Consider the following 24,353-nt stretch of genomic DNA (forward strand, 5'->3'; position numbering starts at 1 on the left):
GCCATCAGAAGAGTTCGAGCTCTCCGGATTCGAAGAGGTCTTCGGCAACTGCCTCGTTTTCCTTGAATTTTTCCGGGGTCCAGCTGAGGTTGAAGACGAAGCGTTGGTACAGCACCAGCGGCGGCATCTTCTCGTCCGGATCGACCAGCAGGTACTTGAAGCACAGCTGGGGGTCCTCGGAGCCGAAGGAGATGTAGCGGTGGGCGTGGTTGACGATGATGGGCACCTGAGACTGGCGGCCATCGATCGGGTCGAAGGAGATGTAGCGGTTCTTGAACATGCCCCACACGAGGTTGGTCACTTCGCCCATGACGTGGTTGATGTCACGGAAGTCGATGTGGTCACCTGGAACGATGTGCGTGCGCCCGCCTTCAACCAGGCGAACCACAGGCTCGCCTTCGGTCTGGAACATCATGTAGCCACGGCACCAGTTGCTCTCCAGGGGGATGAGGGTGAACAACTCGCCGTAGATGATGCGATCGCGCACGATGTAAGGCGCCTCGGTGAGCACCTCGACGTTCTTGAACTGGCTTTCCAGGGCCGTCTTCGTGATCTCGGTGATGCCACGCACCAGGGCGTTGGGATACATCAGGCTGAAGATCGTTGCCGCGATCACATCCTTGAGCTGAGCGATGTCCGTCAAGGTGTAGGCGGCAGCAAACAGCCGCTGCTGACGCTCGCTCAGGTCGTCCAGGTGCGAGAAGGCCTCGCGCCGCAGGAAGATGGGCAGCTCGGGGCGAACGGCGTGGATCTCTTCGGCAAAGTCCAGCGCACTGTCGCCTTCCACTCGGTAGGTCTCCGACAGAAAGATGGCCCCCAAGTCGACGTTGGTCTTGAGCACCGAGAGCACGTTGGCGGCCGTCGCTTTGACGCACACCAGCTTGTTCTCATCACAAAACTGCCTGATCTTTTGCTGCGCGTCGTCGTCGTCATCGAGGACAAGGACCTTGCTGATGAGTTCAGCTTGTTCAACCATGGGGGATTCCTGTCAAGGTGGGGTGGGGTCAGAACATCTCGAGCTCGCCGTGGCTTTCCTCAACCACGGTGGTGTCGGCCCGGAAATCGATGTCCGCGAATTCACTGACAGCCAAGGTGGCATACAGCTTCATGGAGTCATTGACCACGATCTCGAAGTGGCGCACAAAGCCGGCGCCCAGCTCGTCGATGAAGTCAATGCAATGGCGATCGAGGAAATTGGGCGTGGACATGCCCAGGTAAGGGAAGTGCTGGGCCAGGTCGCGGTTGATCGCGCCGCAAAGGATGTTGCCCACCTCGCCCAACACGTCCAGGAACTCTTCTTCGCTGAGCTCGTCCACAGGCCGGCGGTTGATGGCCGCCAGGTGCTGCTTGAGCTTGGCATCGAGCGTGAAGTACACCAGCGTCATCGCCCTGAACAGGTAGGACGACACCGTGAGGATGACGATGCGCTGCCCCTGGATGCGGGAAACATCCTCCAGCACCGAGACCTCGCACGTGTCCTCGGGCGATGCCGGCAGCGCGCCTTTGATGGCCTGCTTGGCGAAGAACTCGAACGCTTCGCGGGCGGATGGACTGATCATGGCTGTCAGGCGACCTCGGCGAGGAGGCCACGGGTCTTGTTGTTGATCAACTGCAGCTCGGTGACTGCCCCGATGATCATCTTTCCGCCCGCCTGCATGTCCTGAAAGGTGGTGGTGGTGATCAGGTCGTTCTTGTAGAGGTTGTTGCGGTAGTCCTTGGACAGGGCCTCCGCGCGATTGGCCAGGGTGCGCACCTCGTTGGCCACCACGGCGAAGCCCTTGCCCATGTCACCCGCGCGCGCGGCCTCGATGGAGGCGTTGAGCGCCACGATCACCACCTGACGCACGATGGCTGCGAACTCGTCGTTGCGCTCGTGCATCTCGCGGTTGTGGGTGAGCAGCACGCTCATGTCTTCGTGCCAGCGCTCGAAGGTCTTGATCAGGCCCAGCAGCTTCTCAATGGACTCCGCCAACTGGTTGGACGCGGCCAGGGTGCGCTCGCGGGAGTCGGCGGCACCGGACCTGACGTCGTGCAACTGGTCTTCCAGGCTGGCACGCAGCTGGCCAAGCTCCTGCTGGGAGCTGACCTGCGTGCTCTCGAGCGCCTGTTGATGGCGCTCATGCTCGGCTCGCAGGTTGTTGATCTCGGCCTGCAGCAGTTGCTCGCGCGCCTGCACATCGGCCACGGGAATGCAGGGGCCGATCGCAGACTGGCGTCGCTGCCACCACCAGGTGGCCACACCGCCGCCAACGATCAGGCTCACCGCGGAAATGCCCAGATCCAACCACATGTCACGCCTCGTTCTTTCTTCTGAATGTTGATGCCTGAGGTCTTATCGACGGGTGCAACAGCTTCCTGAAGCACCGCGTCGCCGTCAGGCCGCCAGAGGCTGCACGGTGGCAGCATGCTTGTCGGGCAGGGAGATCAGCAGTTCGAAGGGGCGCCATTCGTCGCCGTCCTGGCCCCCGCGGAAGCGGATGACCACGTCACCACCCTCGCGCTGCAGGAAGCCACGCACGGCGTCCATGCCCACACCACGACCGGAGACTTCGGTGACCTGCTCGGCGGTGGAGAAACCAGAGGCGAAGATGAGGTTGGCCACCTCTTCTGGGCTCGCGTTGGAGGCTGGATCCAGCACGCCGTTCTCGATGGCCTTGGCGCGGATCTTGGCGACGGCCAGGCCTCGGCCATCATCGTGCAGGCGCATCTGCATCTGGCCATCCTGAACCGCCAACTCCAGAGAGATCTGACCAACAGGTGCCTTGCCGGCAGCAACCCGGGTCTCTGCGGTCTCCAGGCCATGGTCCATGGAGTTGCGCAGCAGGTGGGTGAACACGTTCTTGAGCAGACCGGTGACCTGGTTGCGAACCATGATGCCGTGGTCCTGGATGGCCACCTTGGGCGGCTCCTTGCCCAGCTCGCGCGCCAGCGAGGGCAGCGACTCGACGATGCCGGCGAGCACGTGCTCTACCTTCTCGGTGCCGATGAGCTGCAGGGTGTGGCTGACCTTCTCCAGGGTGGCGCGCACCTCCTGTGCGTCGGCCTGGTGTGCCTTGCGCAGCAGCTCGATGGCATGGGAGACCTGGTCCTTCTCGACCATCAGGAAGCGCTCCACGCTGCCGCGGCGGCCTGGTCCCTTGCGACCCAGCTTGTGGTCGTTGATCTTGTGGTATTCCTCGACGAGGGCACCCACCTGGGCCAACTGTGCCAGCAGGGCTTGGGCGTCCCATTCCTTTTCGGGGTCCTTGCGCAGCTCGTCGTAGGCCTGCTCGGTCTCGTGCACGGTGTTGGTCATGTGCTGCAGGCCGTAGGTGCGCGCATTGCCCTTGATGGTGTGCATGTTGCGGAACAGAAGGCCGATGGTGTCGGCGTCCTTGCCCTGAGCCTGGCGGATGAGCTGCTCGTTTTCTTCGACGAACTTGCGCGAGCCTTCGATGAACTCCTGGAACTTCTCCTGCGTGACCGCCAGGATCTCACCGATGATTTCCAGCTCGCGCTTTTGCGCACCCGCCTCGCTGGCCAGTCGCTTGAGTTCGGTGACATCGCGCACGCACAGCATGAGTTTTTCGACCGTGTCGCTCTCATCGGCGATCGGCGACCAGCTCAGCTCCAGGCTCTTGACAGCGCCATTGGGCATGGTCTTTTCGAACTCGGTGACCAGCAGGTGCGAGTTGAACTCGTAGTTCATCATGTCTTCGCCGATGCACGAGCCGACGGCGGCATCCACCTGGGACAGGTCGTTGGAGCCCAGGTTGGTCTGGCTGAAAACCAGCTCCATCACGTTGGCACCGGCGATGTCCTGGGTCTCGAAGATGGCCTCCATGTAGGCGGAGTACTCGGGGTGGATCACACCACCGGGCATCACCGTCATCACGCCCTGGGGCATGTTCTCGAGCATGGCCTGGATGTCGTTGGTTTTCTGGCGCAACTGGGCGGTGCGCTCGGCCACGCGGCGCTCCAGGCTGGCGTTCTGCTCTGCGATCACGGCCATCATCTGCAGGTTGTTGCGGATAAAGAAGACCAGCACTGCCATGAAGGCCAGGTTCATCACACCCAGGGCCACGCCCATGTACAGGTTGACCTTGACGGTTTGCTGCGAGTCGGCCAGGGTGCTGACGAAGTTGTCGTAGCTGGAGTCGCGGAACACCTGTGTGGACATGCGCAGGTGCTTGAGCGCTTCGCCCATCTTCTTGGTCTGCGTCGGCATGTCGATGTCGGCCTTGTCCAGGAAGGCCTTGGCCGTCGAGCTCGCCAGGGTGTTGTAGTCCTTGAACTCCTTGCGCAGGTTCTCCACATCGGCCTTGCGCGCGGGGTAGAGCTCGGCGACCTCGACCAACGCCTGGTCAGCCTGCTGGTAGAAGCCTTCGGCCTCGTCGAGCGGATCGGTCTCGCCGATCATGACCGCGCGCATGAACAACTCTTCCATCTTGTCGAGGCGAACGATGTTGGCCTCGATTTTTTGCAGCACCGGGAAGTACAGGTCCTTGATGCTGGTGAGCTGGTCGCTGCTTCGGAACGATTTCTGGACCGACAGCGTGGTCACCCCCAGGAACACCAGGATCGCCACCCCCACGATCATGATGATCTTGCGCATGGGGTTGCTGTCCTGGCCGGTGCCTGCTTGCGCGTCGGCGTGGCCATCGTTGGCGGCGGGGGTCTTGTTGTCTAGCGTATCGGTGTGCACTGGCGGCTCCGTGTCCTGATTACCGAAGGGTCAGTTCAGATTACGGAAGCTGCGCGAAAAAATGAAACGGATCAGCGCCAGGGAAACGTGGCTTTTGCACGAAATGCCCCATCAGCCAAACAGGTGAAAAAAAAAACCGCCCGAACCGGGTGGCTCGGGCGGTGACCGTGAAGCTCGAAAAGGGGCGGACTCAGGTGGCGCGAGCGGCCCGCAACTTCATCGAGAACTCCTGCAGCGCCTGAATGCCGCTGGCCTCCGCACGCTGGCACCAGCTCTGAAGGTCAACGACCAGTTGCTCGGCGGAAACATTGGTGCGCGTCCACAGCGCCCGCAGCTCTTCGCGCATGGCAATCAGCTTGGCCAGGTTGGGGTTGTGCGCGCAGGCATCGGCCACCTGCTCGGGCATGCCTGCGGGCATCTGCTCGACGTCTCGGTGCATCCAGCGACGCACCTGGGCCAGGCGCGAGGCGGCGCTGGTCTCGCCAGCGGCTTTCAAGCGGGCCATTTCGGCCTGACAGGCGCTGCGCACTTCGCGGGCGTAGCCGGCCATCAGCTCATAGCGGTTGGCCACGATGGCCTCCAGGGTCTTGGCGTCGGCCACGGGCTTGACGTCACCGAGTTGCAGGCGCGGCGGGGTCTTGCGCACCTTGGCCAGGCCGATCATCTCCAGGCCACGGATGTAGCCCCAGCCGATGTCGAACTCGTAAGGCTTGACCGACAGTTTGGCCGAGGTCGGGTAGGTGTGGTGGTTGTTGTGCAGCTCTTCGCCACCGATGAGGATGCCCCAGGGGGACACGTTGGTGGAGGCGTCGGCGGCCTCGAAATTGCGGTAGCCCCACCAGTGGCCCAGGCCGTTGATGATGCCGGCGGCGGTGATCGGGATCCAGACCATTTGCACCGCCCACACGGTGATGCCGATGGCGCCGAACAGGGCGAGGTCGATGGCAAACATCAGCCAGATGCCCCAGACTGCTCGCGGGGTGTAGAGCTTGCGCTCGAGCCAGTCGTCCGGCGTGTTGTGGCCGAACTTCTTGAGGGTTTCGCCGTTGGCGGCCTCGGCGGCGTAGAGCTCGCGACCGCGCAGCAACACCGTCTTGATGCCATGGGCCACCGGGCTGTGGGGGTCTTCAGCGGTTTCGCACTTGGCGTGGTGCTTGCGGTGCACGGCCACCCATTGTTTGGTGACGGTGGCGGTGGTCAACCAGAGCCAGAAGCGGAAGAAGTGCGAGGGGATCGCATGCAGCTCAAGTGACCGATGCGCCTGCGCACGATGCAGGAAGATCGTCACCGAAGCAATGGTGATGTGCGTGAGAAGCAGCGTGTAGAGAACGATCTGCCACCACGAGGCATTCACCAAACCACCGATGCCCCACTGAATCAGGGCATCGTGGAAAGAAAAATCAAACATCTCGAAAACCTTTCAACGGGTGCCGGATTGTAGTGGCCTGCACCCACGCGATCCGTGATCGAGATCATGAGCGGGTTGCCACGCTGGATCGGAGCGTGACAACCCGCGAACGGCGTCAGTCGAGCGACAAAATCGCCTTGACCGTGCCATCCACCGCAGATTTTTCGATGTAGCCGATGGCGTCCGGGTTGCTGGCGACGAACTTCTTGACGTCGGCAGCGGTGCCCAATTCCTTCGGCGGGGTGGCCTTGCCGGAGAAGGTCAGGCGGGCCCAGGTGGCCTTGACCTGCGACGAGGACTTGCCTGCGGCCTTGCTGTAGAACTGGTCGCGGGCAGCGTTGCCTTCGGGCAGGTCGGCCGGGGCGGCGGTCGAGCCAGACGGCAGCGTGTTGGTCTTGCCCATGAAGATGGCGCTGACCTGGTCAGGCGTCATCGAAGCCAAAGGGCTCTTGGGGTTGACGATCACGACGATTTCGGCCGCAGCCACATTGCTCAGCGTCACCAGACCGGCGAGCACCAGAGACTTGATGAGGTTTGTCTTTTGCATGATGTGTTTCTCCTTCCAGATCAAGCTCAGAACACGAAGTCAACAGCGACGCTGATGACGTTGATGTTCTTCTTGGTGTTGAGGAAGGACGAGTTGCCCTTGGCGAAGTCGGCCGCGAGATCGGGGACCAGGAACAGACCGTCGGAACCAGCGGGCTTGGTGATGCGATCGAACTGAGCCTTGACCGCCAGGCTGCGGGTGGCGTCCCAACGCACACCGACGCTCAGGGTCTTCTGCTCCAGCTTCTGGGTGTTCAGCACGGCATTGGTGCCCACGCGAACGGTGCCAGCGCTGGTCAGCACAGGCACAGCGGCTGGACCAATCTGCCCAGGCAAACCAGCCGAAAGCGCGGCGTAGCCTGCAAAGCTCGGCAGGGTCGCATTGGCATCATCCACTTTCAACTTGGAGACCACCACATAAGGGAGGATGTTGCCGAAACGGTAGCCGCCCAGCGCATACCAACCGGTGGTGGAGGCGATGTAGCCCTTTTTGATTTTCCGCTTGGTGAACTCGCCGGACAAGACGATGTTGTCCTGGTCGTAGGAAGCCCCGATGCCCGAGAACGTTGCTCGGACGCCTTGGGTGGTCAGGGCTGCGCGCACAGCAGCTGCGTCGGCAGCCAGTGCGGCACCATAGCCCAGCGCCTGCAGCGTCGCGCTGCCCGCCAGGGCATTGGCCCCGTTGATGACCGAGTTGGCTGTGTTCGACTCAACGGTCAGTGCACCACCCGCGTGCCCCGCGCGCACCGTCAAGCCGTTGTCAAACTCGGCTTGCAGGTTGAAGCCCAGGGAGTTCTTGATCTTGACGACGCTGGGCTCGACCTCCGATGCGCCACTGCGCAGAGACGAAGAAAACTCCGCGCGCGAGCTACCGCCCCAAATGGTCGAGGTCACGTTGGCGCCCATCAACTCGGTCTGGTAGGACACATCCAAACCATCGAACGAGCTCACGGGCACTTGGCCGTAAACATCCAGGGGTGGGCGCACCGCCGTGTTGGCGTAGCCCACATCGCGGAAGTCGGAGATCATGAAATACGGGGCGCCGATGCGGCCTGCACGGACCGCCAGGCTGGGCATGGCTTGCCACTTGGCAAAGGCCCATTCGAACTCGGGCTGGTATTGGCCAGAGGCGCGGTACTTGGTCAGCACCTGAGCCGTGCCCGAAATGGTGTTGGTGAACTTGTAAGAGCCCTGCACACCCACCTTGGTGTCAGGCTCCATGCCCATTTGCTTGTCCACGCCACCACCCTGCCCTGGGTAGTTGAACAGGGCGTCGTCGGTGCTGGTGCGGGCGGCACCCACGGTGCCGAACCCAGAGAGACGGGCCTTGCCGTCTGCGGAGGTGAAATCGGCATGAGCGCTGACGCAAGTCAGCAGGGCGGCGAGCGCCAGGGGCAGGCGCTGCAGTGTCTTGTCGGACATGGAGGGGCTCCTCATCAGGGTGAATTGAGCGTTCGACCCCCGGATCGAGTGATTGACACTGACCGAGAGACGGATTTTGTTACCGCACCGCAAGAATGTCGCGATGTGGAGTGCTCAGACTATCGGCTGAAACCCGCGAGAGTTGTCCGAATAAGACGTCGTACAACGGGCTTATGTCACGTCTGCGGGTTTTCGCAGATCGTCCGTTGCAACGTGGCACTCATATCCTGATGGAGGTGATCGGACAGCGCCCGGCGGTCGGCATGGGCCACCGTTCGCGCTTCGAGGAACTCGACGCGCACCACCAACTGCCGAGCGGTGACGGTCATCCACAGCGATTGCAGCAGCCCGATGTCGCCCACGTACGCGGCCGAGGGGCTGACCGCATGGCCGTGCTCCCGGTAGGCGATGACCACGGGCTGCACCGGTGCTGGCGCGTCGATGGCGGCCTGCAGCAGGTTGGCGTGAAAAGGCATGATGTGGCCTCCCGGCCCGGTCGTGCCCTCGGGAAAGACGGCGACGGTGTCGCCGTCGCGCAGGGCCTGGGCCATCAGGCCGAGCACGCGCATGGCGTCGCGTCGGCGTTCGCGCACCAGGTAAAGGGTGCCTGCGGCCGTCACCAGGCGCCCCACGATCGGCCAGCTCGCCACCTCCGCCTTGGAGACAAAGCGCGAAGGCATCACCGAATTGATGGCGACGATGTCCAGCCAGGAAACGTGGTTGCCCACCACGAGCTTGGCCGACGGGTGAGGCGCGCCGCGCACCTCCAGCGTGACGCCAAGGCGGTTCACCAGCTTCCTGGACCAGTCGAGGTGGCGTTCGCGCCGCTGGCGCGCATCGAGCCGGTCCCAGACGGTGAGCACCAGCACCACGCCCCAGAGGATGTGGAGCACCGCGCGGGTCAGCCGCCAGGCCGCGATGGGCGAGCGCAGCCAGCGCCCGGAAACGGGCGCGGCGGCAGAGGCATGCTGTTGAAGGGGCACCCGGGACATCTCGCAGCGGTGCTCAGGCTGCGGCGGCAGACTCGGCTTCGGATGCTTCGTGGGCCACCTGTCCTGCCACCAGGGTCAGGCGCACGCGACCGGCCAGCTGGAAACCCGTGTCCTTGAAGGCAAAGGGCGTGTGCTTGCCCTGGCTGACCAGGGCGTCGGGCTGCACCGTCCAGCGCGTGGCGGGGTCGAAGATGACGATGTCGGCCACGCCGCCTTCGGTCAGGCGCCCTGCACTGCTGGCCAGAGAGCCAAGCGAGTCGCCCAGCACCTTGACCGGGCCCTGCGTGACGACCGAGAGGGCGCGGCGCAGGCTGGCGGCGTCGGGCGAGTCGGTGGCGTCGGCCCCCGACCACTTCAGGGCCAGGCTCAGCAGCAGCTCCAGGCCGGTGGCGCCGGGCTCGGCTTCGCCGAAGGGCAGCGTCTTCTCGTCTTCGCTGACGGGGGTGTGGTCAGAGACCAGCGCGTCGAGCGTGCCGTCGGCCAGGGCGGCCTGCAGGGCGTCGCGGTCGCGCACCTGGCGCAGCGGCGGGCTCACGCGCATCGAGGGGTTGAAGTAGCCGATGTCGATGTCGGTCAGCAGCAGCGAGTTGATGCTGACATCCGCCGTGATGGGCAGGCCCTGGGCCTTGGCCTGGCGCACCAACTCGACGCCGGCGGCGCTGCTCAGGCGGCACAGGTGCACGCGTGCGCCGGTGGCCCTCACCAGCTCGATGATGGTGTGCAGGGCGATGGTCTCGGCGGCGACCGGCACGCCCGACAGGCCCAGGCGGGTGGCCACAGAACCGCTGGCGGCCACGCCCTTGCCCAACCAGCCGTCGTTCGGGCGCAGCCAGACGGTGTAGCCAAAGGTGGCGGCGTACTGAAGCGCACGTTGCATCACCTGGGTGTTCTGCACGGGCGCCTCGGCCTGCGAGAAGCCGACGCAGCCGGCTTCGTTGAGCTCGGCCATTTCGGTGAGGTTCTCGCCCTTGAGGCCGCGCGTGAGCGCACCCAGCGGGAACAGGCGGCAGCGGCTGAGCTTGCGTGCGCGCAGCTTGAGCATCTCGACCAGGCCGGGCTCGTCGAGCGTCGGGTCGGTGTCGGGCAGGCAAACCACGCTGGTCACGCCACCTGCGGCGGCAGCGGCCAGTTCGCTCTCCAGCATGCCTTCGTGCTCGTAACCGGGCTCGCGCAGGCGGGCGGCCAGGTCAACCAGGCCAGGCGCGACGATCAGGCCCTTGGCGTCGATGGTGCGGTCGGGTGCGAAGTCGGCCGGAACGTTGCCGATGGCGGTGATGCGGCCAGCGCTGATGGCCAGGTCGCCGACCTGGTCGAGGCCGGACGCGGGATCGACCAGGCGACCTTGTTGGATGAGGATCTTCATGCTTCGTTGCCGGCGATGATGGACATGACGGCCATGCGGACCGCGATGCCGAAGGTGACCTGGGGCAGGATGACGCTTTGCTTGCCATCGGCCACGGCGGATTCGATCTCGACGCCGCGGTTGATGGGGCCCGGGTGCATGACGATGGCGTCGGGCTTGGCCAGCGCCAGCTTGGCTTGCGTCAGGCCGAACTCCTTGAAGAACTCGCCCGAGCTGGGCAGCATGCCGCCGCTCATGCGCTCGTTCTGCAAGCGCAGCATGATGACGACGTCGGCACCGCGGATGCCCTCTTCCAGGCTGTGGCACACGCGCACACCCATCTCGCGCAGGTCACCAGGCACCAGGGTGCGCGGACCGACCACACGCACTTCGGGCACGCCCAGCGTGGTCAGTGCGTGGATGTTGGAGCGGGCCACGCGCGAGTGCACGATGTCGCCCACGATGGCCACCGTGAGGTTGGTGAAGTCCTTCTTGTAGTGCCGGATCGTGTACATGTCCAGCAGCGCCTGCGTGGGGTGCGCGTGGCGGCCGTCACCGGCGTTGACCACGTGCACGTGCGGGGCCACGTGCTGGGCGATCAGGTAAGGCGCGCCCGATTCGCTGTGGCGCACGATGAACATGTCTGCCTGCATGGCCGACAGGTTGGCGATGGTGTCGAGCAGGCTCTCGCCTTTCGAGGCCGATGAACGCGCGATGTCGAGGTTGATGACGTCGGCGCTCAGGCGCTTGGCGGCGATCTCGAACGTGGTGCGCGTGCGCGTGCTGTTCTCGAAGAACAGGTTGAAGACGCTCTTGCCGCGCAGCAGCGGCACCTTCTTGACCTCGCGCTCGTTGAAGCTCAGGAACTGCTCGGCCGTGTCCAGGATCTGGTGGATGTTGGCCTTGGGCAGGCCCTCGGTCGACAGCAGGTGGATGAGCTCGCCGTGGGCGTTGAGCTGCGGGTTGCGTTGGGGTTTGCGCATGGGCAGGGAGGTGCTCATCACACCTTCTCGAAATGGAACTGGAAGCGCCCGTCATCGGCGCGGTCAAGCGAGACGCGCTCGTCGGCGGGCAGGCTGATGCGGGCGGCCGAATAGGCCGGCTCGATGGGCAACTGGCGCCCGCCTCGGTCGACCAGCACGGCCAGGGTGACGCTGGCAGGACGACCGAAATCGAACAGCTCGTTGATGACGGCGCGCGTGGTGCGACCGGTGTAGAGCACGTCGTCGATCAGCAGGATGTGGCGGCCTTCGACCTCGAAGGGCAGGTGCGTGGCGCCTTTGGTGGAGCTCATGCCGCGCGAGCCGAAGTCGTCTCGGTGCAGGGCCGAAGAGATGACGCCATGCGGGGTGCTCAGACCCAGGTCACGGGCCAGTCGCTCGGCCAGCCAGGCGCCACCGGACCAAACGCCCACCAAGGTGGTGTCGGCCGTGACCAGGCGGCGCACGCCGTCCAGCAGGTTGGTGTACAGGGCCTCGGCGTCGAGGCGCAGGGTGTGCGGGGTGGAACTCACGCGGGCCTTTCGGTGTGGGGCGCGGCGCCGGTTGCGGCGGCAGCACCCATGGCGTCAAAGTATTGTTGCAGCAGGATGGCGGCCGAGGCGGCGTCCAGGTCGCGCGCACCGTGGGCGATGGCCTCGGTGGTCGAATAACGCTCGTCGACCTCGTGCACGGGCAGGTGGAAACGCCCGCACAGCTGGCGCCCGAACTTGCGCGCGCGCAGGGTGTTGTCATGCTCGGCGCCATCGGGGTGAAAAGGCACGCCCACCACCAGCGCCGCAGGCTGCCACTCGGCCACCAGTTGCGCGATGCGCTCGAAGCGCAGGGTGCCTTCGGCAGCGATGGTCTGAAGTGGCTGGGCCTGGCGCGTCTGGCTGTTGCCGCAGGCCACGCCCACGCGCTTGGCGCCGTAGTCGAAGGCCAGGTAGGTGAGCACGGCAGCGGAGGTGGAAGCCGCGCTCATGCGTGACCGGCCTCGCCCATCAGGAAGTTGCGATCCACACCCAACAGAGACAAAGCCTTGTCATAGCGCTGCTCGACCGGGGTGTCGAAGATGACTTCGGGTTGGGCTTTGACGGTCAGCCAGCCGTTGCGAGAAATTTCGTCTTCGAGCTGCCCGGCGCTCCAGCCCGAGTAGCCCAGGGTGACGAAGACGCGCTTGGGGCCGGCACCCCCAGCAAGGGCCTCGAGCACATCGCGGGAGGTGGTCATCTCCAGGCCTGCCGCGCCAATCTTGAGCGTGGAGTTGTAATGGCCGCCCTCTTCGTCCAGGCGGTCGTGCAGGACAAAACCTCGCTCGGTCTGAACCGGGCCGCCGAAATACACCGGCTCGTCAGCCAGGTCGGGGCGCTCGAGCTTGAGGTCGACCTTCTCGAAGAGCTCCTGCAAAGGCAACTCGGTCGGGCGGTTGATCACCAGCCCAAGGGCGCCATTGGCGTTGTGCTCGCACAGGTAAACGACCGCGCCGGCGAAGTTGTCGTCGCGCATGCTGGGCATGGCGATGAGGAACTGATCGGTCAGGTCGATGGTGCGGGAAGATGGGGAGCCTGCAGACATGTCATGATTTTACGCCGCCGCCCCTGCTTCACCTCCCCCCCATGCCCGACGTCCACACCTCAGCCCTGGTCTGGTTCCGCCGCGACCTTCGTCACCACGACCACGCCGCCCTCTTCCATGCCCTGAAAAACGCCCAGCGGGTGTGGTGCACCTTCGTCTTTGACAGCGACATCCTGGCCACCCTGCCCCGGCAGGATCGGCGCGTGGCGTTCATCCGCGACTCGCTGGTGGAGCTGGACACCGGCTTGCGAGACTTGGCGCGGCAGGTGGGCGCCCCTTCGCCCTCCCTCGCGGGGCTGATCGTGCGACAGGGCAGCGCCCGTGTGGAAATCCCGAAACTGGCCGCCGAGCTGGGCGTGCAGGCCGTCTACGCCAACCACGACGACGATCCCGACGCCCTGGCTCGCGACGCCCAGGTGCGCGGCAAGCTCAGCGACATCGGCGCGGCGCTCTACACCCTCAAGGACCACGTTGTCTTCGAACGCAACGAGGTGCTGACCGGCAACAGCACGCCATATGGCGTCTTCACGCCCTACAAGAACGCCTGGCTCAAGAAGATCGAGCCCTTCTACGTCAAGCCCTACCCGGTCGAGAAGTACGCGGCGCACCTGGCGCCCATCCCGCCGGCCGTCTGTCCAAGCGAGCAGGACCACGTGCCCACGCTGGGCGACATCGGCTTCGAGCCCGTGGAAGACCTCAAGGTGCCCGCTGGCATGAGTGGCGCGCGCGCCCTGCTGGACGACTTCCTGGGCCGCATCGACCGCTACGACGAACTGCGCGACTACCCCGGCGTCAAAGGCCCGAGTTACCTCTCGACCCACCTGCGCTTTGGCACGGTGTCCATCCGCGAGCTGGCCGACCTGGCCTGGCAGCGCAGCCAGCGCGGCTCGGCTGGCGCGCAGGTGTGGCTGTCGGAGCTGATCTGGCGCGATTTCTATCACCAGATCCTGCACCACCACCCGCACGTGGTCGGCCATGCCTACCGGCGCGAGTACGACAAGATCAAGTGGGCCAAGGGCAAGCAGGCCGACGCCCATTTCGCGGCCTGGTGCGAAGGCCGCACCGGCTACCCCCTGGTGGACGCGGCCATGCGCCAGCTCAACCAGACCGGCTACATGCACAACCGGCTGCGCATGGTCACCGCCAGCTTCCTGATCAAGGACCTTGGCATCGACTGGCGGCGCGGCGAAGCCTATTTCGCCGAGAAGCTGCTGGACTTTGACCTGGCCGCCAACAACGGCGGCTGGCAGTGGGCGGCTTCATCGGGCTGCGATGCGCAACCCTGGTTCCGCATCTTCAACCCCATCAGCCAGAGCGAGAAATTCGACCCGCAGGGCAAGTTCATCCGCCGCTACGTGCCCGAGCTGGCCAAGCTGCCCGACAACGCCCTGCACGCGCCCTGGCTGGCTCGCCCTGCCGACCTGGCCGCTGCCGAAGACGTGGTGATCGGGCGCGACTACCCTCAGCCCATCGTGCAGCACGATGAGGCCCGCCTGCTGACGCTGGATCGTTACGCCGTGGTCAAAGCCGAGGCCCCAGCCAAGCCGGCACGCAAGCCCTGAGCGCTCAGAACAGTTCGACGTCGCCGATGTGCGCCTCGGGCGAGGCCAGCACGCCAGCGCGAACCAGTCCCTCGTGGCTGAGCACCTGGTTGCGTCCCTGGTGCTTGGCACGGTAGACGGCCTGGTCGGCCCTCGCGAAGGCCACGTTGGGGGTGTCCTGGTGGCGCACCTCGGTGAAGCCCACGCTGACGGTGACGTTCTGCACCTGCGGAAACGGGTACTGCGCCACGTTGAGGCGAAAGCGCTCGAAGGCCCCCAAGGCGTCCTCTTCGCTGCCGCCGCGCAGCAAGATGACGAACTCTTCACCGCCAAAGCGATAGAGCCGGTCGTGGTGGCGGAAGGTCTGGCGCATGATGCGCGCGACCAGCACCAGCACCTCGTCACCGATGAGGTGCCCGAAGCCGTCGTTGACGCGTTTGAAGTGGTCGATGTCCACAACGCCCAGCCAATAGCCAGACGAGTCACTGTGACGACGCTCGCCCTCGGCGTGATCGGCGCCACGCTCGGTCACCGGCATCGAGGCCTTCAGGAAGGTCGCGTCAAAAGTCTGCCGGTTCAGCAGCGCTGTCAGCGCGTCACGCTGACTGGACTCCAGCAAGTTCTGGAAGTTGCCAAACACCTTCAGAACCGTCTGGATCGTGCGCTGTGCTCGCACGGACAAGGGCTCGTCCGAATGGACCTCCAGCACACCGGGCAAGCCCACCTCGACAGGCAGGGGCATGACCATCAGGTGCCCGGGCTGCCCTGAGTCGGGGCCGCTCTGCTCGGAAAGGCGAGAGGCCAGGGCCTTGGCGCGCAAGGGGTGGTCGGCCTCCAGCGGCAAGGTGTGCAGGTCGACCCAGGACGGGTCGGAGACCGCGATCTGGCCCTTGCGAGCCAGGCCACAGCACAACCAGCGCCGTACCTCGTCCTCGCGGCCAATGAGGCGGTGCACCCCCACGCTGACCGAGCCCAGCAAATCCAGCACGCCCTGGGCCAGGGTGACGTCCAACAACTCCCTGTCCCGCTGGGCGGTCAGCGCAGCGAGGTGGGAGATGGCGTCATCCATGGCCGGGGCTGGCGCAGGGATGTCTGAAGGGTGATGAGGCAAAGGTGGCAATTACAGCTTGAACCCGAAAAGGGCGATCGTCACGAGATGGCGATGTCGGTCGCGGCGGCATGACGGGCCACCAACGCCAGCAATTCTTCTTCGCGGTACGGTTTGCCGAGGTAGTGGTTCACCCCTAACTCGGCCGCGTAGTCACGGTGTTTTTGCGCAATCCGTGAGGTGATCATGATGACGGGCAGGCCGGCGAGCTTCTGGTCAGCGCGGATGTTGCGCACCAGGTCAAAGCCGTCCATGCGGGGCATTTCGATGTCCGACAGTACCACCGCCGGGCGCTCCTGAGCCAAGGATTCAAGGGCCTCCAGCCCGTCTTTTGCCAGGTTGACGCGGTAGCCCTCGCGCGCCAGCAGGCGCTGCGTGACCCGGCGAACGGTCAGCGAATCGTCGACCACGAGCACCAGTGGCACGTCGGGTTCGGCCGACTGTGCCTCGGCCACGAGCAGGGGCTTGGCGTGCGGCTGCAGCCAGCCACCGGCCGCATCGCCCGCCGCGGCCAGGGCCTTACCCGTCACCTCGCGGGCCTGATCGCCATAGACCGTGGCCAGCGCGACCGGGTTGTAGATGAGCGAAACAGCGCCAGACGCCAGCAGCGTCATGCCGGCCAGACCAGGCAGGCGCGAGAGCTGCGTGCCCAGGTTCTTGACCACCACTTCCTGGTTGCCCAGCACTTCGTCCACGTGGATGGCGATGCGTTGCTGGGCCGAGCGCACGATGACCACCGGCAGGCTGCGGCCACCCTCCACGCCCATGGGGCTGAAATCGAGCAGCGCACCCAACCAGTAGAACGGCAAGGTCTGATCGCCGAAGGGGATGGAGCCTTCGCGGTAGGCCTGCTCGACTTCGGCCGGTCGCGAGCGGCGCACCATCTCGATGAGGTGCGTCGGCACGGCCACGTTCATCTGCCCACAACGCAACATCACCACACGGGTGACCGCAGTGGTCAGCGGCAGGATCAGCGTGAAGCGGGTACCCTGTCCGGCCTCGGTGTGGGTTTCGACGCGACCGCCCATGGCGTTGACCTCGGCGCGCACAACGTCCATGCCCACGCCTCGGCCCGCCAGTTCGGTGACCTGGTCGGCGGTGGAGAAGCCGGGGGTGAAGATCAGGTGGGCCAGCTCGTCATCGCTGAGCTGTGCGTCAGGCTGGATGAGGCCCAGGGACAAGGCGCGCTCGCGGATGCGATCCAGGCGCAGGCCTGCACCGTCGTCGCTGAAAGCGATGTTGACTTCGTTGCCCTCTTGCGAAAGCGTCACGGTGATGGTGCCGGTGGCGTCCTTGCCCGATGCCGCCCGGCTTTCAGGCGACTCGATGCCGTGGGTCACGCAGTTGCGCAGCAGGTGCTCGAAGGCACCGGTCATGCGCTCGAGCACGCCGCGGTCGACTTCGGTGCTGCCGCCCACGATGTCCAGGCGCACCTGCTTGGCCGTTTCCTTGGCGGCCTGACGCACCACGCGGTAGAGACGATCGGACAGACCTTCGAACTCCACCATGCGCGTGCGCAGCAGGTCGTCCTGCAGGTCACGCGTCAGGCGAGCCTGAGCAGCCAGCTGGTCTTCGGTGGTTTCCATGCTGCGCTGCAGGGTGCGCTGCACGGTGGCCACGTCGTTGACCGACTCGGCCATCATCCGCGTGAGTTCCTGGAACCGGGTGTAGCGGTCGAATTCGAGCGGGTCGAATTGCTGGGACGCGGCGCGAGCCTGCTCCATGCGGGTGGCCACCTGGGTTTCGGCCTGCAGCTCGATGTCGCGCAGTTGCTGGCGCAGGCGGTCAAGGTTTTCCGTCAGGTCGGACAGCGAGCCCTTGATCTGCCCCACCTGGCCTTGCAGTCGGGTGCGGGTGATGGCGACCTCGCCGGCGTGGTTGACCAGGCGGTCGAGCAGTTGAGGACGCACGCGCACGGCGGCATGGGTCGGGCCTTGCGTGTTCTCACGCACGGCAGGCCGCATGGCGGTGAGGCGATCGAGGGGCAGCGAGGCCCAGTCGATGGGCACCAGCGCTTCGGCTGCGGTGTTGGGTGCAGCCAAAGTCGGCTGGTCTGCGTCGACGACGGGGGCCGACCAGCTCGGCGACAGGCTGGCCGGTTCCGCCAACTGAGCGCCCACGTCGGCAGGGCCATCGGGGTCGATGTCGACGCTCGCCAACTCGGGCTCGGACGGCGGCACGGGCGCCATCGGCGGCGAGGCCTCGGTCAGCGGGCTGGCCAGGGAGTGCGCCAGCACATCGGCCTGCTGGGTCGCATCGCGCTGACGCAGGGCCTCGAAGTCGTCCACCAGGCGGTCCACACGGCCTTCCAGCGGGGCCACGGCATCGGCGCTGGGGCTGCCAGCACTGAGCAAGCGCTCGATGGCGGACTCGAGTCGGTGGGCCAGCTCGCCCAGGCGCATCGCCCCGGCCAGGCGGGCACCGCCCTTGAAGGTGTGCAGCGTGCGCATGCAGGCGGAGGCCGCCTCGGTGTCTTCAGGCCGGCTCAGCCAATGGCGAACTTCGTTGGCGAGCTGAGGCAACAGTTCCTGAGCTTCTTCTTCGAAGATGGGGAACAGGTCGGCGTCCACCTGGTCCAGCTGATCGATGTCGTCCTCGCCGTCCCAGGGCAGGTTCAGCTCGGCCAAGGGCGTCAGCGCGGCAGAGGCGGGCGTGGGCTGAACGGTCTCGGCATGGATGGGCTCGTGCTCATCGGGACCCTCGGACGCATCCGGCTCGGCACGCACCAGGCGCAGGTGCGACCGCTCGGAGGCTTCGTACAGCGCACCAGGACCGGTCGCCTGCGGGTCGTCGTTCGATGGCTGCAGGCTGCGCGCTTCGATCAGGCGCGAGGCCTCGTGGTCGTAGTCGTCCAGGCGACTCAGCAGGTCGGGCGACGCAGGGCGCAAGAAGCCAGCGGCAAACTGATGGAGCAGTTGGCGGATCTCTTCGGCGGCTTCGTTGAAGAGGCTCGCATCGCTCTCGCGAACACGGCCCAGGGTCTGGGCGCGGCTGAGGCCATGCTCGAGCAGGCGCGCGAGCCTGGACAGGTCGGTGTAACCCACGGTCGCGGAATTGCCGGCCAGAGAATGCGCCAGCGCCACCATGTCGTCGCCCACCGGGCGCACCGCGCCCTCCAGCGCCCATTCGCTCAAGGCATGGCCGAGGCGGCGAGACTGCTCATCGGCCTCGTTGAGGTAGATGTTGAACAGCGGGATGGGGATGCGCAGGTCGCCGATGACCTTGACGGGCTCGTCGCTGCCTTCTGTGTCGGACTCGGGCTCCGGCGCGGGTTCGAGTTCACCTGAGGGCGAATCACCCAAGGACAGATCCAGCGAGAAGTCGACTTCGGTGACGACCGGGGCTGTGTCACCCAAGGAGCCTGCCTGGGTCGGCGCGCCATCGTCCGGCGAGCGGATTTCGACGGGCTCGATGACCTCCAGGTTGGACAGGTCCAGGGGCTCTTCGTCTTGCAGGACGACGGCTTGCGCGATCGACGTGGCTTCGGCCGGGCTGGGCTGTTGGCCCAGTGCGTCGGGCAAGTCAAGGTCGGACAGGCCGGCCTCGACCGCTGCCACCAGCGCTGCCTCGCTGGCAGGCACCGGCTCGGCAAGCAACTCGGGCAAGTCCAGGGAGATGACTTCTTCGACCGACACCAGGTCGGCACCCTGTTCGATCAGGGGCAGGGGCTCGGTGAGGTCAACGAGTGCCGACTCCGACGTGGTGGGCAGGACGTCCAGGGCTGCATCGGGCGACGCCGACACTTGCGGCGCAGCAGCCAGCGAGTGACGCTCGCCACGCAGGCGCATGGCATCGGCCACGGCCACAACAGGCGCGCTCGACCAGGCCGCGTCGCGGCGCTCGGCGATGGCCTCGGTCCATTGGGCGAGGTGATCGAGCACCTCGTGGCTCAGGCCCAGCAGGTCGGCGCTGGCCGGGGCCTGGGACGCCAGCCAGGTGTTGTAGAGCTGTTCGCAGGCCCAGCCGGCTTCGCCGTACTCCTTGAGGCCAACCATTCGCGAGCTGCCCTTGAGGGTGTGGAAGGCGCGACGCACCGAGGTCAGGGCCTGCACGTCGTCCGGTTGCTCGCTCAGGCTTTGCAGGCCTTCACGGGCCTGGTCGATGACTTCGCGCGCTTCCTCCAGGAAGATCTCGCGCATCTCGTCGTCTTCTTCCAGGCCGGTGGCCAGGGCCTCGACCACCGGGGTCGGGGCCAGGGGCGCTTGCGGCGGGAAGGCCGGGGCTTCAGGCTCGGGCTCCGGTTCTGGCTGGGTCAGGTCGGCCAGCACCTGGGAGACCTGCTCGCGCGCAGCGGCGGTCGATGCGGCGTCATCGGTCTGCAGAGCCTGATCCAGCGCGGCCTGGGCCGCAGCCAGGGTGCCAGCCAGCTCGGACTGTTCCTGCACGTGCGGGGTCTCGGCAAGCTTTTGCAACTGCTCGGACACCAGGTCCAGGCTCGCATCGCCCTGCCCGGCTTGCTCCAGCGCTTGCACGACCTCTTCGGCCACGGCCTGGGCTTCCTGCTTTTCGACTTGCTGCACGTGGTGCGCAGCGGCCTCGACCGGGTCATCCGGCGTGCTCAGGACTTTTTTTTCGCGGCCCATCAGCGGGGACAGCACCCCGCTGGCTTCGTCGTAGGTGAACAGGGACTTCGCCAGGGATGGCTGCACGCCCATCATGTCGATGAGGAAACCCAGGGCACCCAGGTTGCTGGCCAGGCGGTCAAAGACCCCCGATTCGGCCGCCTCTTGCAGGTCACTCGATGGCAGCAGCAGCTGGTCGACGTCGTCGCGCATGCGCACGCTCGCGTGGGCGGCCAGGTCCAGCCCCAGCACGGCCAGCACGCCGCGGATGGACTGCAGCTGGTTCGGAACGTTCACCAGGGGCGCACGGTTCTGGGGGTCGCGGAAGAACTGGTCGATCTGCTTTTCGCACTCCGACAGGGTGGTGCGCAATTCCTGCACCACGCTGCCGATGGTCTGGCGGTCGGAGACACGGCGGTAGAGGTCCTCCATCCAGCCTTCCAGCGGCGGAGCGGTCTGGCCCTCGCTGACCAGGCGGATGCGATCGGCCAGGCGCTGCATGCGCTCGTGCTGTTCGCTGGACTCGAATTCGCCGTCTTCCAGGCAAGCCTCGACGTACAGCACGCTGGTGGCGACCTCCATGGCCAAGCCGGCCTCGGGGCCCTGAGACGACTGCACGGTGCGCTGCACGGCATCGGACAAAGCCGTGGCCAGCACCTCCCCATCGGGGAACAGCTTGCGCAAGGAGTCACCGACCAGGCTGAACTGCTCGTTCAGGCCGCCAAGGCGCAGGGCCTCGCCAGCGGCCACGGCCGACCAGCCTTCCTTGGCGCTGGCCACGCGCTTGAGCGCCTGGGCGATGGTGGCCGGATCGTGCCGCCCCAGCGAAGACGCCGCCAGGCTGACCGGCCGATGACGCTCCAGGCCGAAGGTGCGGCGCACGCGGGTGAGCACGGAGCGCTCGGCAGCTGGCGTTTCCTGGGCCTGGGCGCAGAAGAACAGCAGCTCGTTGGCCAGGCGATCAGACGGCACACCATTGCCGCGCACCAGCACGCGCAACTGGCTGAGCAGCGACGACAGCACGCGCTTGGCGTGCACGTCGAGCGCGATGTGGCGGTCGGCCAGGCCCTCGAGGAAGCCGCTGGCCAGCATCCAGGTGGCCGCCTCGCGGTGGGCGCGGCGCTGTTCGGCGTCGCGCGCCAGGGCGGCGCAAACCTGAGCCAAGTCACGAGCGTCTTGTGGCTGCTGGCGCTTCATCAGGCCCAGCAAGCCACGCTCGAAGGCATCGACCGTGCCCGCATCGGGCTTGCGGGGCTCGACGTCATCGGGCGCTTCCAGGCGGGACTCCAGCGACAGCGAAGGCCAGTCCTGCGACCAGAGGTCGGAAGGACGCGGCAAGCCGCCACCCACGCGAGACACCAGCGCCTCGTACTGCGGGAACAGCTCGACGGCCGAGACCTGCTTGCCACCGATGCGGCGGCCCATGTAGTCGAGCAGAGCAAACGAGGCACGCTCGATGTCGCGCACGGCATCGGCCGACAGCGAGGCCGGACGGCCCACGAACTTCTGCACCAGCGCTTCGCTGGCGCGCAGCAAGGCCGCGCCGGCAGGCAAGCCAGCTAGTTCGAGCGCGCCCACACCTTGGTGGATCTGCTGGCGAGCGGTGCGCAACACGGACGGATCGAGCGCATCGACGTCCGACTGCGAGGCCGAGGCCTGGTCCTTGAGCGCACGGTTGAGCGCCTTGTGTGCGGCGTCCAGCGACTTGCGCAACTCGTCCTGCACCCATGCCAGGGCGCTGAGGTCGTCTGCGGGCAGGGCGGCGTCGGTTTGCAGGCTGTCCATGGGATCCCGGGTGTTTGCTTGTCTTGACGTTCGTGGTGCTGCGAAGCCGATCAGGAAGCGATCTTGAATCGGGCCACCTGCTGCTGAAGTTCTTCAGCGGTCTTGGCCAGTTCACGAACCAGCTGCGAGGTCGAGCGCGTGCCCTCACCCGTCTGCTCGGTCACGGCGAAAATGTGCTGGATGTTGGCGACCACCACGTTGGCGTTGTCGGCTTCGCGCAGGGCCTGCGACGAAATCTGCTCGATCAGCTCGGCGAGGCGGCGCGACACGCGGTCGATGTCACCCAGGGCAGATCCGGCGGCGTCAGACAGGCGAGCCCCTTCGACCACACCCTGCGTGGAGCGCTCCATGGCGGCCACGGCGTCTTGCGTGTCGGTCTGAATGGTGCGCACCAGCGCGGCAATTTCGCGGGTCGCGTCGGCAGAGCGTTCAGCCAGGCGCTGCACTTCTTCGGCCACCACCGAGAAGCCGCGACCGGCTTCACCGGCTGACGCGGCCTGGATGGCGGCGTTCAAAGCCAGCACGTTCGTCTGCTCCGTGATGTCCGAGATCAGCTCGGTGATTTCGCCGATTTCCTGAGACGACTCGCCCAGTCGCTTGATGCGCTTGGAGGTTTCCTGGATCTGCTCGCGGATGGTGTTCATGCCGCCGATGGCGTTCTGCACGGCGGCCAGACCGGAGTCGGCGGCGGCCAGCGATTGGCGCGCCACCTCGGCGGAGTGCTGGGCCTGGGCGGACACCTCGTTGATTCGGCCTGCCATCTGCAGCACCGATTCACCGGTTTCACGGATCTCGCGCAGTTGTTCGTCTGACGCGGCCAGCAGCTCGGTCGAGGTGCTTTCCACCTCGTTCGTCGTTTCCGACACCCGCAGCACAGCGCCTTGCACCTGAGACACCAGCGTGCGCAGCTCTTCAACAGTGAAGTTCACCGAGTCGGCGATGGCGCCGGTGATGTCTTCCGTCACGGTGGCTTGTTGCGTCAGGTCGCCTTCAGCGACGAGCTGCAGTTCGTTCATCAGACGCAGAATGGCGGCCTGGTTGGCGTCGTTGACGCGCTTGGCTTCGCGCTCCTGGCGCTCGGCCTCCTGGCGCTGGGCTTCGGCGATCAAAGCGCGTTGACGTTGGTCGGTCAGGAAGACGCGCAGCAGGCCGTAGGAAGCCGTGGCAGTCAACAGCAGGAAGACCAGGATCAGGGCCACGTTCAGGCCACCGATGCCGGCGCCTTCGGACAACTTGGCCTGCACTTCTTCAAGGCCTTTGCGCAGCGGCTCGGAGTCGTCGATCACGGCCACTTGCGCATCGCGCGCGGCCACCAGGCCTTGGAGCGAACCCAGGATGAAGGTCGACTGCGTGCGCGTGCGCTCGAAGATCTTGAGCAGGGCGTCGAGCATCTCGCGCATTTCCGGGTCACGCGTGGCGACCAGGCGCAGGTCCTGGTTGCCGCTGAGCAGGCCCTCGGCGGTTTCCTTGAAGGCGTTCAAGTCCTTGCCGAGCAGGAACACGGCCTCGGTCGACACGCCTTCCACCGTCAGGAATTCGTTGGCCGACTTGCCGATGCGCTGCGTCAGCATCACCAGCTGGTTCAGGGCCGAGGCTTCAGCCGGGGAGACGCCACCCTTCTCGATGCGGGCGTTGGCGATGCCTTCGGCCAGGTCGAGCAACTCGGACGACTGGCTGTTGACCTCGCGCAGGGCCGCGCTCACCTGGGTCAGCGTCTGCTTCTGGCTCAACACGAAGTTGGCGTTTTTCTCGGCGCGATCGACCAGCGGCAGCATGGGCGTGAGCGCATCGCGCGCGGCGCCCGAGACCTCGGAGAGCTTGAGTGCGCTGTCGCCCTGGGCCAGGCCGCGCACGTTGGTGGCGAGCACCTTGGCCGAGTCCGCCACTTCCGGGAAGGCCTGCGCGCGGCCGATCAGGGCCTGCGACACCGACTTGGCCAGGCGCTGCGACTGCATCAGGGCCTGACCGGTGGCACCGGTCTGGGCGGCGCGTCGGTCGGCTGCGTTCACAGAGAGGAAGGCGGCGAGCATCAAGCCCAACACGCCCACGGCCAGCGCACCACCGAGGACGCGTTGCTGGCGGTCCAGGCGCAGGTGGCCGATCAGGGGCAGGCCCGTCTGCGACTCGCTGCCGGGCGCCGGGGTTGACAGGGCCTCCGCGTTCAGCCGGGTCTCGTTGTAGTCATCGGGGAACTGCGAAGGCGCGGCCTCAGAAATGATGGAGTCCGAAGTCGTGGTGTTGCCGCCAGGCTGGATGGTCGAAGGCGATGACTGCGTGTCCACCTGCTGGGAGCCATCGGCCGTGACCATGCCCTCCGTGCTCAAGGCTTCCGGCTGGACTTCCTCGCGATCCTGCGTCTTGCCCAGCTCCTTGATGCGGCTCAGGAAACTCATGTGCTTGCTCCAGTG

17 protein-coding genes are annotated in these 24,353 nt (G+C 65.9%); 1 reads left to right on the forward strand and 16 read right to left on the reverse strand.

Going from position 1 to position 24,353, the window contains the following annotated elements; genetic code table 11:
- Positions 1-4: 4 nt before the first annotated feature.
- From ABG80_RS12475 to ABG80_RS12535, 13 genes are all read right to left on the reverse strand, one after another.
- Positions 5-976 (reverse strand): chemotaxis protein CheX, encoded by a 972-nt coding sequence (locus tag ABG80_RS12475; RefSeq protein WP_058087948.1) that lies wholly within the window; start codon positions 974-976, stop codon positions 5-7.
- 28 nt (positions 977-1,004) lie between these two features.
- Positions 1,005-1,559 carry a hypothetical protein gene (locus tag ABG80_RS12480; RefSeq protein WP_058087949.1) on the reverse strand — a complete coding sequence of 185 codons (555 nt, stop codon included), beginning with the start codon at positions 1,557-1,559 and terminating at the stop codon, positions 1,005-1,007.
- Positions 1,560-1,564: 5 nt separating this feature from the next.
- Positions 1,565-2,290 (reverse strand): methyl-accepting chemotaxis protein, encoded by a 726-nt coding sequence (locus ABG80_RS12485; RefSeq protein ID WP_083506057.1) that lies wholly within the window; start codon positions 2,288-2,290, stop codon positions 1,565-1,567.
- Positions 2,291-2,374: 84 nt separating this feature from the next.
- Positions 2,375-4,684, reverse strand: coding sequence for an Hpt domain-containing protein (locus ABG80_RS12490; protein WP_058087950.1), 2,310 nt, complete (start codon positions 4,682-4,684; stop codon positions 2,375-2,377).
- A 190-nt stretch (positions 4,685-4,874) separates the two neighbouring features.
- Positions 4,875-6,092 carry a DesA family fatty acid desaturase gene (locus ABG80_RS12495; protein ID WP_058087951.1) on the reverse strand — a complete coding sequence of 406 codons (1,218 nt, stop codon included), beginning with the start codon at positions 6,090-6,092 and terminating at the stop codon, positions 4,875-4,877.
- A 115-nt stretch (positions 6,093-6,207) separates the two neighbouring features.
- The gene (locus ABG80_RS12500; RefSeq protein WP_058088178.1) at positions 6,208-6,639 is read right to left on the reverse strand and encodes a type 2 periplasmic-binding domain-containing protein; all 432 of its coding nucleotides are present in this window, start codon (positions 6,637-6,639) and stop codon (positions 6,208-6,210) included.
- Positions 6,640-6,665: 26 nt separating this feature from the next.
- Entirely contained in the window at positions 6,666-8,060 is a 1,395-nt protein-coding gene (locus ABG80_RS12505) for a hypothetical protein (RefSeq protein WP_058087952.1), read from the reverse strand.
- 176 nt (positions 8,061-8,236) lie between these two features.
- On the reverse strand, positions 8,237-9,052 hold the full coding sequence (locus ABG80_RS12510) for a lysophospholipid acyltransferase family protein (protein WP_058087953.1): 816 nt from the start codon (positions 9,050-9,052) through the stop codon (positions 8,237-8,239).
- A gap of 13 nt (positions 9,053-9,065) precedes the next feature.
- Positions 9,066-10,415 carry a dihydroorotase gene (locus ABG80_RS12515; RefSeq protein WP_058087954.1) on the reverse strand — a complete coding sequence of 450 codons (1,350 nt, stop codon included), beginning with the start codon at positions 10,413-10,415 and terminating at the stop codon, positions 9,066-9,068.
- Entirely contained in the window at positions 10,412-11,395 is a 984-nt protein-coding gene (locus ABG80_RS12520) for an aspartate carbamoyltransferase catalytic subunit (protein ID WP_407638754.1), read from the reverse strand. Before ABG80_RS12520 ends, ABG80_RS12515 begins: the two co-directional genes overlap by 4 nt.
- Positions 11,395-11,907, reverse strand: coding sequence for a bifunctional pyr operon transcriptional regulator/uracil phosphoribosyltransferase PyrR (gene pyrR, locus ABG80_RS12525; RefSeq protein ID WP_058087955.1), 513 nt, complete (start codon positions 11,905-11,907; stop codon positions 11,395-11,397). Before pyrR ends, ABG80_RS12520 begins: the two co-directional genes overlap by 1 nt.
- Complete coding sequence (gene ruvX / locus ABG80_RS12530) at positions 11,904-12,356, reverse strand: Holliday junction resolvase RuvX (protein ID WP_058087956.1); 453 nt, start codon at positions 12,354-12,356, stop codon at positions 11,904-11,906. The genes pyrR and ruvX overlap by 4 nt, the downstream gene beginning before the upstream one ends.
- Positions 12,353-12,949, reverse strand: a complete 597-nt coding sequence (locus ABG80_RS12535) for a YqgE/AlgH family protein (protein WP_058087957.1) — start codon at positions 12,947-12,949, stop codon at positions 12,353-12,355. Before ABG80_RS12535 ends, ruvX begins: the two co-directional genes overlap by 4 nt.
- Before the next feature lie 41 nt (positions 12,950-12,990).
- Here ABG80_RS12535 and ABG80_RS12540 point away from each other — a divergent pair, with 41 nt between their 5' ends.
- Positions 12,991-14,511, forward strand: coding sequence for a cryptochrome/photolyase family protein (locus ABG80_RS12540; RefSeq protein ID WP_058087958.1), 1,521 nt, complete (start codon positions 12,991-12,993; stop codon positions 14,509-14,511).
- Between the two features lie 4 nt (positions 14,512-14,515).
- Here ABG80_RS12540 and ABG80_RS12545 read toward each other — a convergent pair whose 3' ends face one another.
- From ABG80_RS12545 to ABG80_RS12555, 3 genes are all read right to left on the reverse strand, one after another.
- Entirely contained in the window at positions 14,516-15,559 is a 1,044-nt protein-coding gene (locus ABG80_RS12545) for a GGDEF domain-containing protein (protein ID WP_152987613.1), read from the reverse strand.
- A gap of 80 nt (positions 15,560-15,639) precedes the next feature.
- Positions 15,640-21,945 (reverse strand): hybrid sensor histidine kinase/response regulator, encoded by a 6,306-nt coding sequence (locus ABG80_RS12550; RefSeq protein WP_058087959.1) that lies wholly within the window; start codon positions 21,943-21,945, stop codon positions 15,640-15,642.
- Between the two features lie 50 nt (positions 21,946-21,995).
- Positions 21,996-24,338, reverse strand: a complete 2,343-nt coding sequence (locus tag ABG80_RS12555; protein WP_058087960.1) for a methyl-accepting chemotaxis protein — start codon at positions 24,336-24,338, stop codon at positions 21,996-21,998.
- Between the last annotated feature and the right edge of the window lie 15 nt (positions 24,339-24,353).

Origin of the sequence: Aquabacterium parvum (assembly GCF_001447195.1) — a bacterium.
GTDB classification, from domain to species: domain Bacteria; phylum Pseudomonadota; class Gammaproteobacteria; order Burkholderiales; family Burkholderiaceae_C; genus Aquabacterium; species Aquabacterium parvum.

Bases quoted from the DNA above. Each gene is read 5' to 3' on its own strand.
- ruvX (WP_058087956.1), bottom strand. From the start codon at position 12,356: ATGAGCGCGGCTTCCACCTCCGCTGCCGTGCTCACCTACCTGGCCTTC.
- ABG80_RS12500 (WP_058088178.1), bottom strand. From the start codon at position 6,639: ATGCAAAAGACAAACCTCATCAAGTCTCTGGTGCTCGCCGGTCTGGTG.
- ABG80_RS12510 (WP_058087953.1), bottom strand. From the start codon at position 9,052: ATGTCCCGGGTGCCCCTTCAACAGCATGCCTCTGCCGCCGCGCCCGTT.
- ABG80_RS12475 (WP_058087948.1), bottom strand. From the start codon at position 976: ATGGTTGAACAAGCTGAACTCATCAGCAAGGTCCTTGTCCTCGATGAC.
- ABG80_RS12535 (WP_058087957.1), bottom strand. From the start codon at position 12,949: ATGTCTGCAGGCTCCCCATCTTCCCGCACCATCGACCTGACCGATCAG.
- ABG80_RS12520 (WP_407638754.1), bottom strand. From the start codon at position 11,395: ATGAGCACCTCCCTGCCCATGCGCAAACCCCAACGCAACCCGCAGCTC.
- ABG80_RS12545 (WP_152987613.1), bottom strand. From the start codon at position 15,559: ATGGATGACGCCATCTCCCACCTCGCTGCGCTGACCGCCCAGCGGGAC.
- ABG80_RS12495 (WP_058087951.1), bottom strand. From the start codon at position 6,092: ATGTTTGATTTTTCTTTCCACGATGCCCTGATTCAGTGGGGCATCGGT.
- ABG80_RS12480 (WP_058087949.1), bottom strand. From the start codon at position 1,559: ATGATCAGTCCATCCGCCCGCGAAGCGTTCGAGTTCTTCGCCAAGCAG.
- ABG80_RS12540 (WP_058087958.1), top strand. From the start codon at position 12,991: ATGCCCGACGTCCACACCTCAGCCCTGGTCTGGTTCCGCCGCGACCTT.
- ABG80_RS12485 (WP_083506057.1), bottom strand. From the start codon at position 2,290: ATGTGGTTGGATCTGGGCATTTCCGCGGTGAGCCTGATCGTTGGCGGC.
- ABG80_RS12505 (WP_058087952.1), bottom strand. From the start codon at position 8,060: ATGTCCGACAAGACACTGCAGCGCCTGCCCCTGGCGCTCGCCGCCCTG.
- ABG80_RS12550 (WP_058087959.1), bottom strand. From the start codon at position 21,945: ATGGACAGCCTGCAAACCGACGCCGCCCTGCCCGCAGACGACCTCAGC.
- ABG80_RS12555 (WP_058087960.1), bottom strand. From the start codon at position 24,338: ATGAGTTTCCTGAGCCGCATCAAGGAGCTGGGCAAGACGCAGGATCGC.
- ABG80_RS12515 (WP_058087954.1), bottom strand. From the start codon at position 10,415: ATGAAGATCCTCATCCAACAAGGTCGCCTGGTCGATCCCGCGTCCGGC.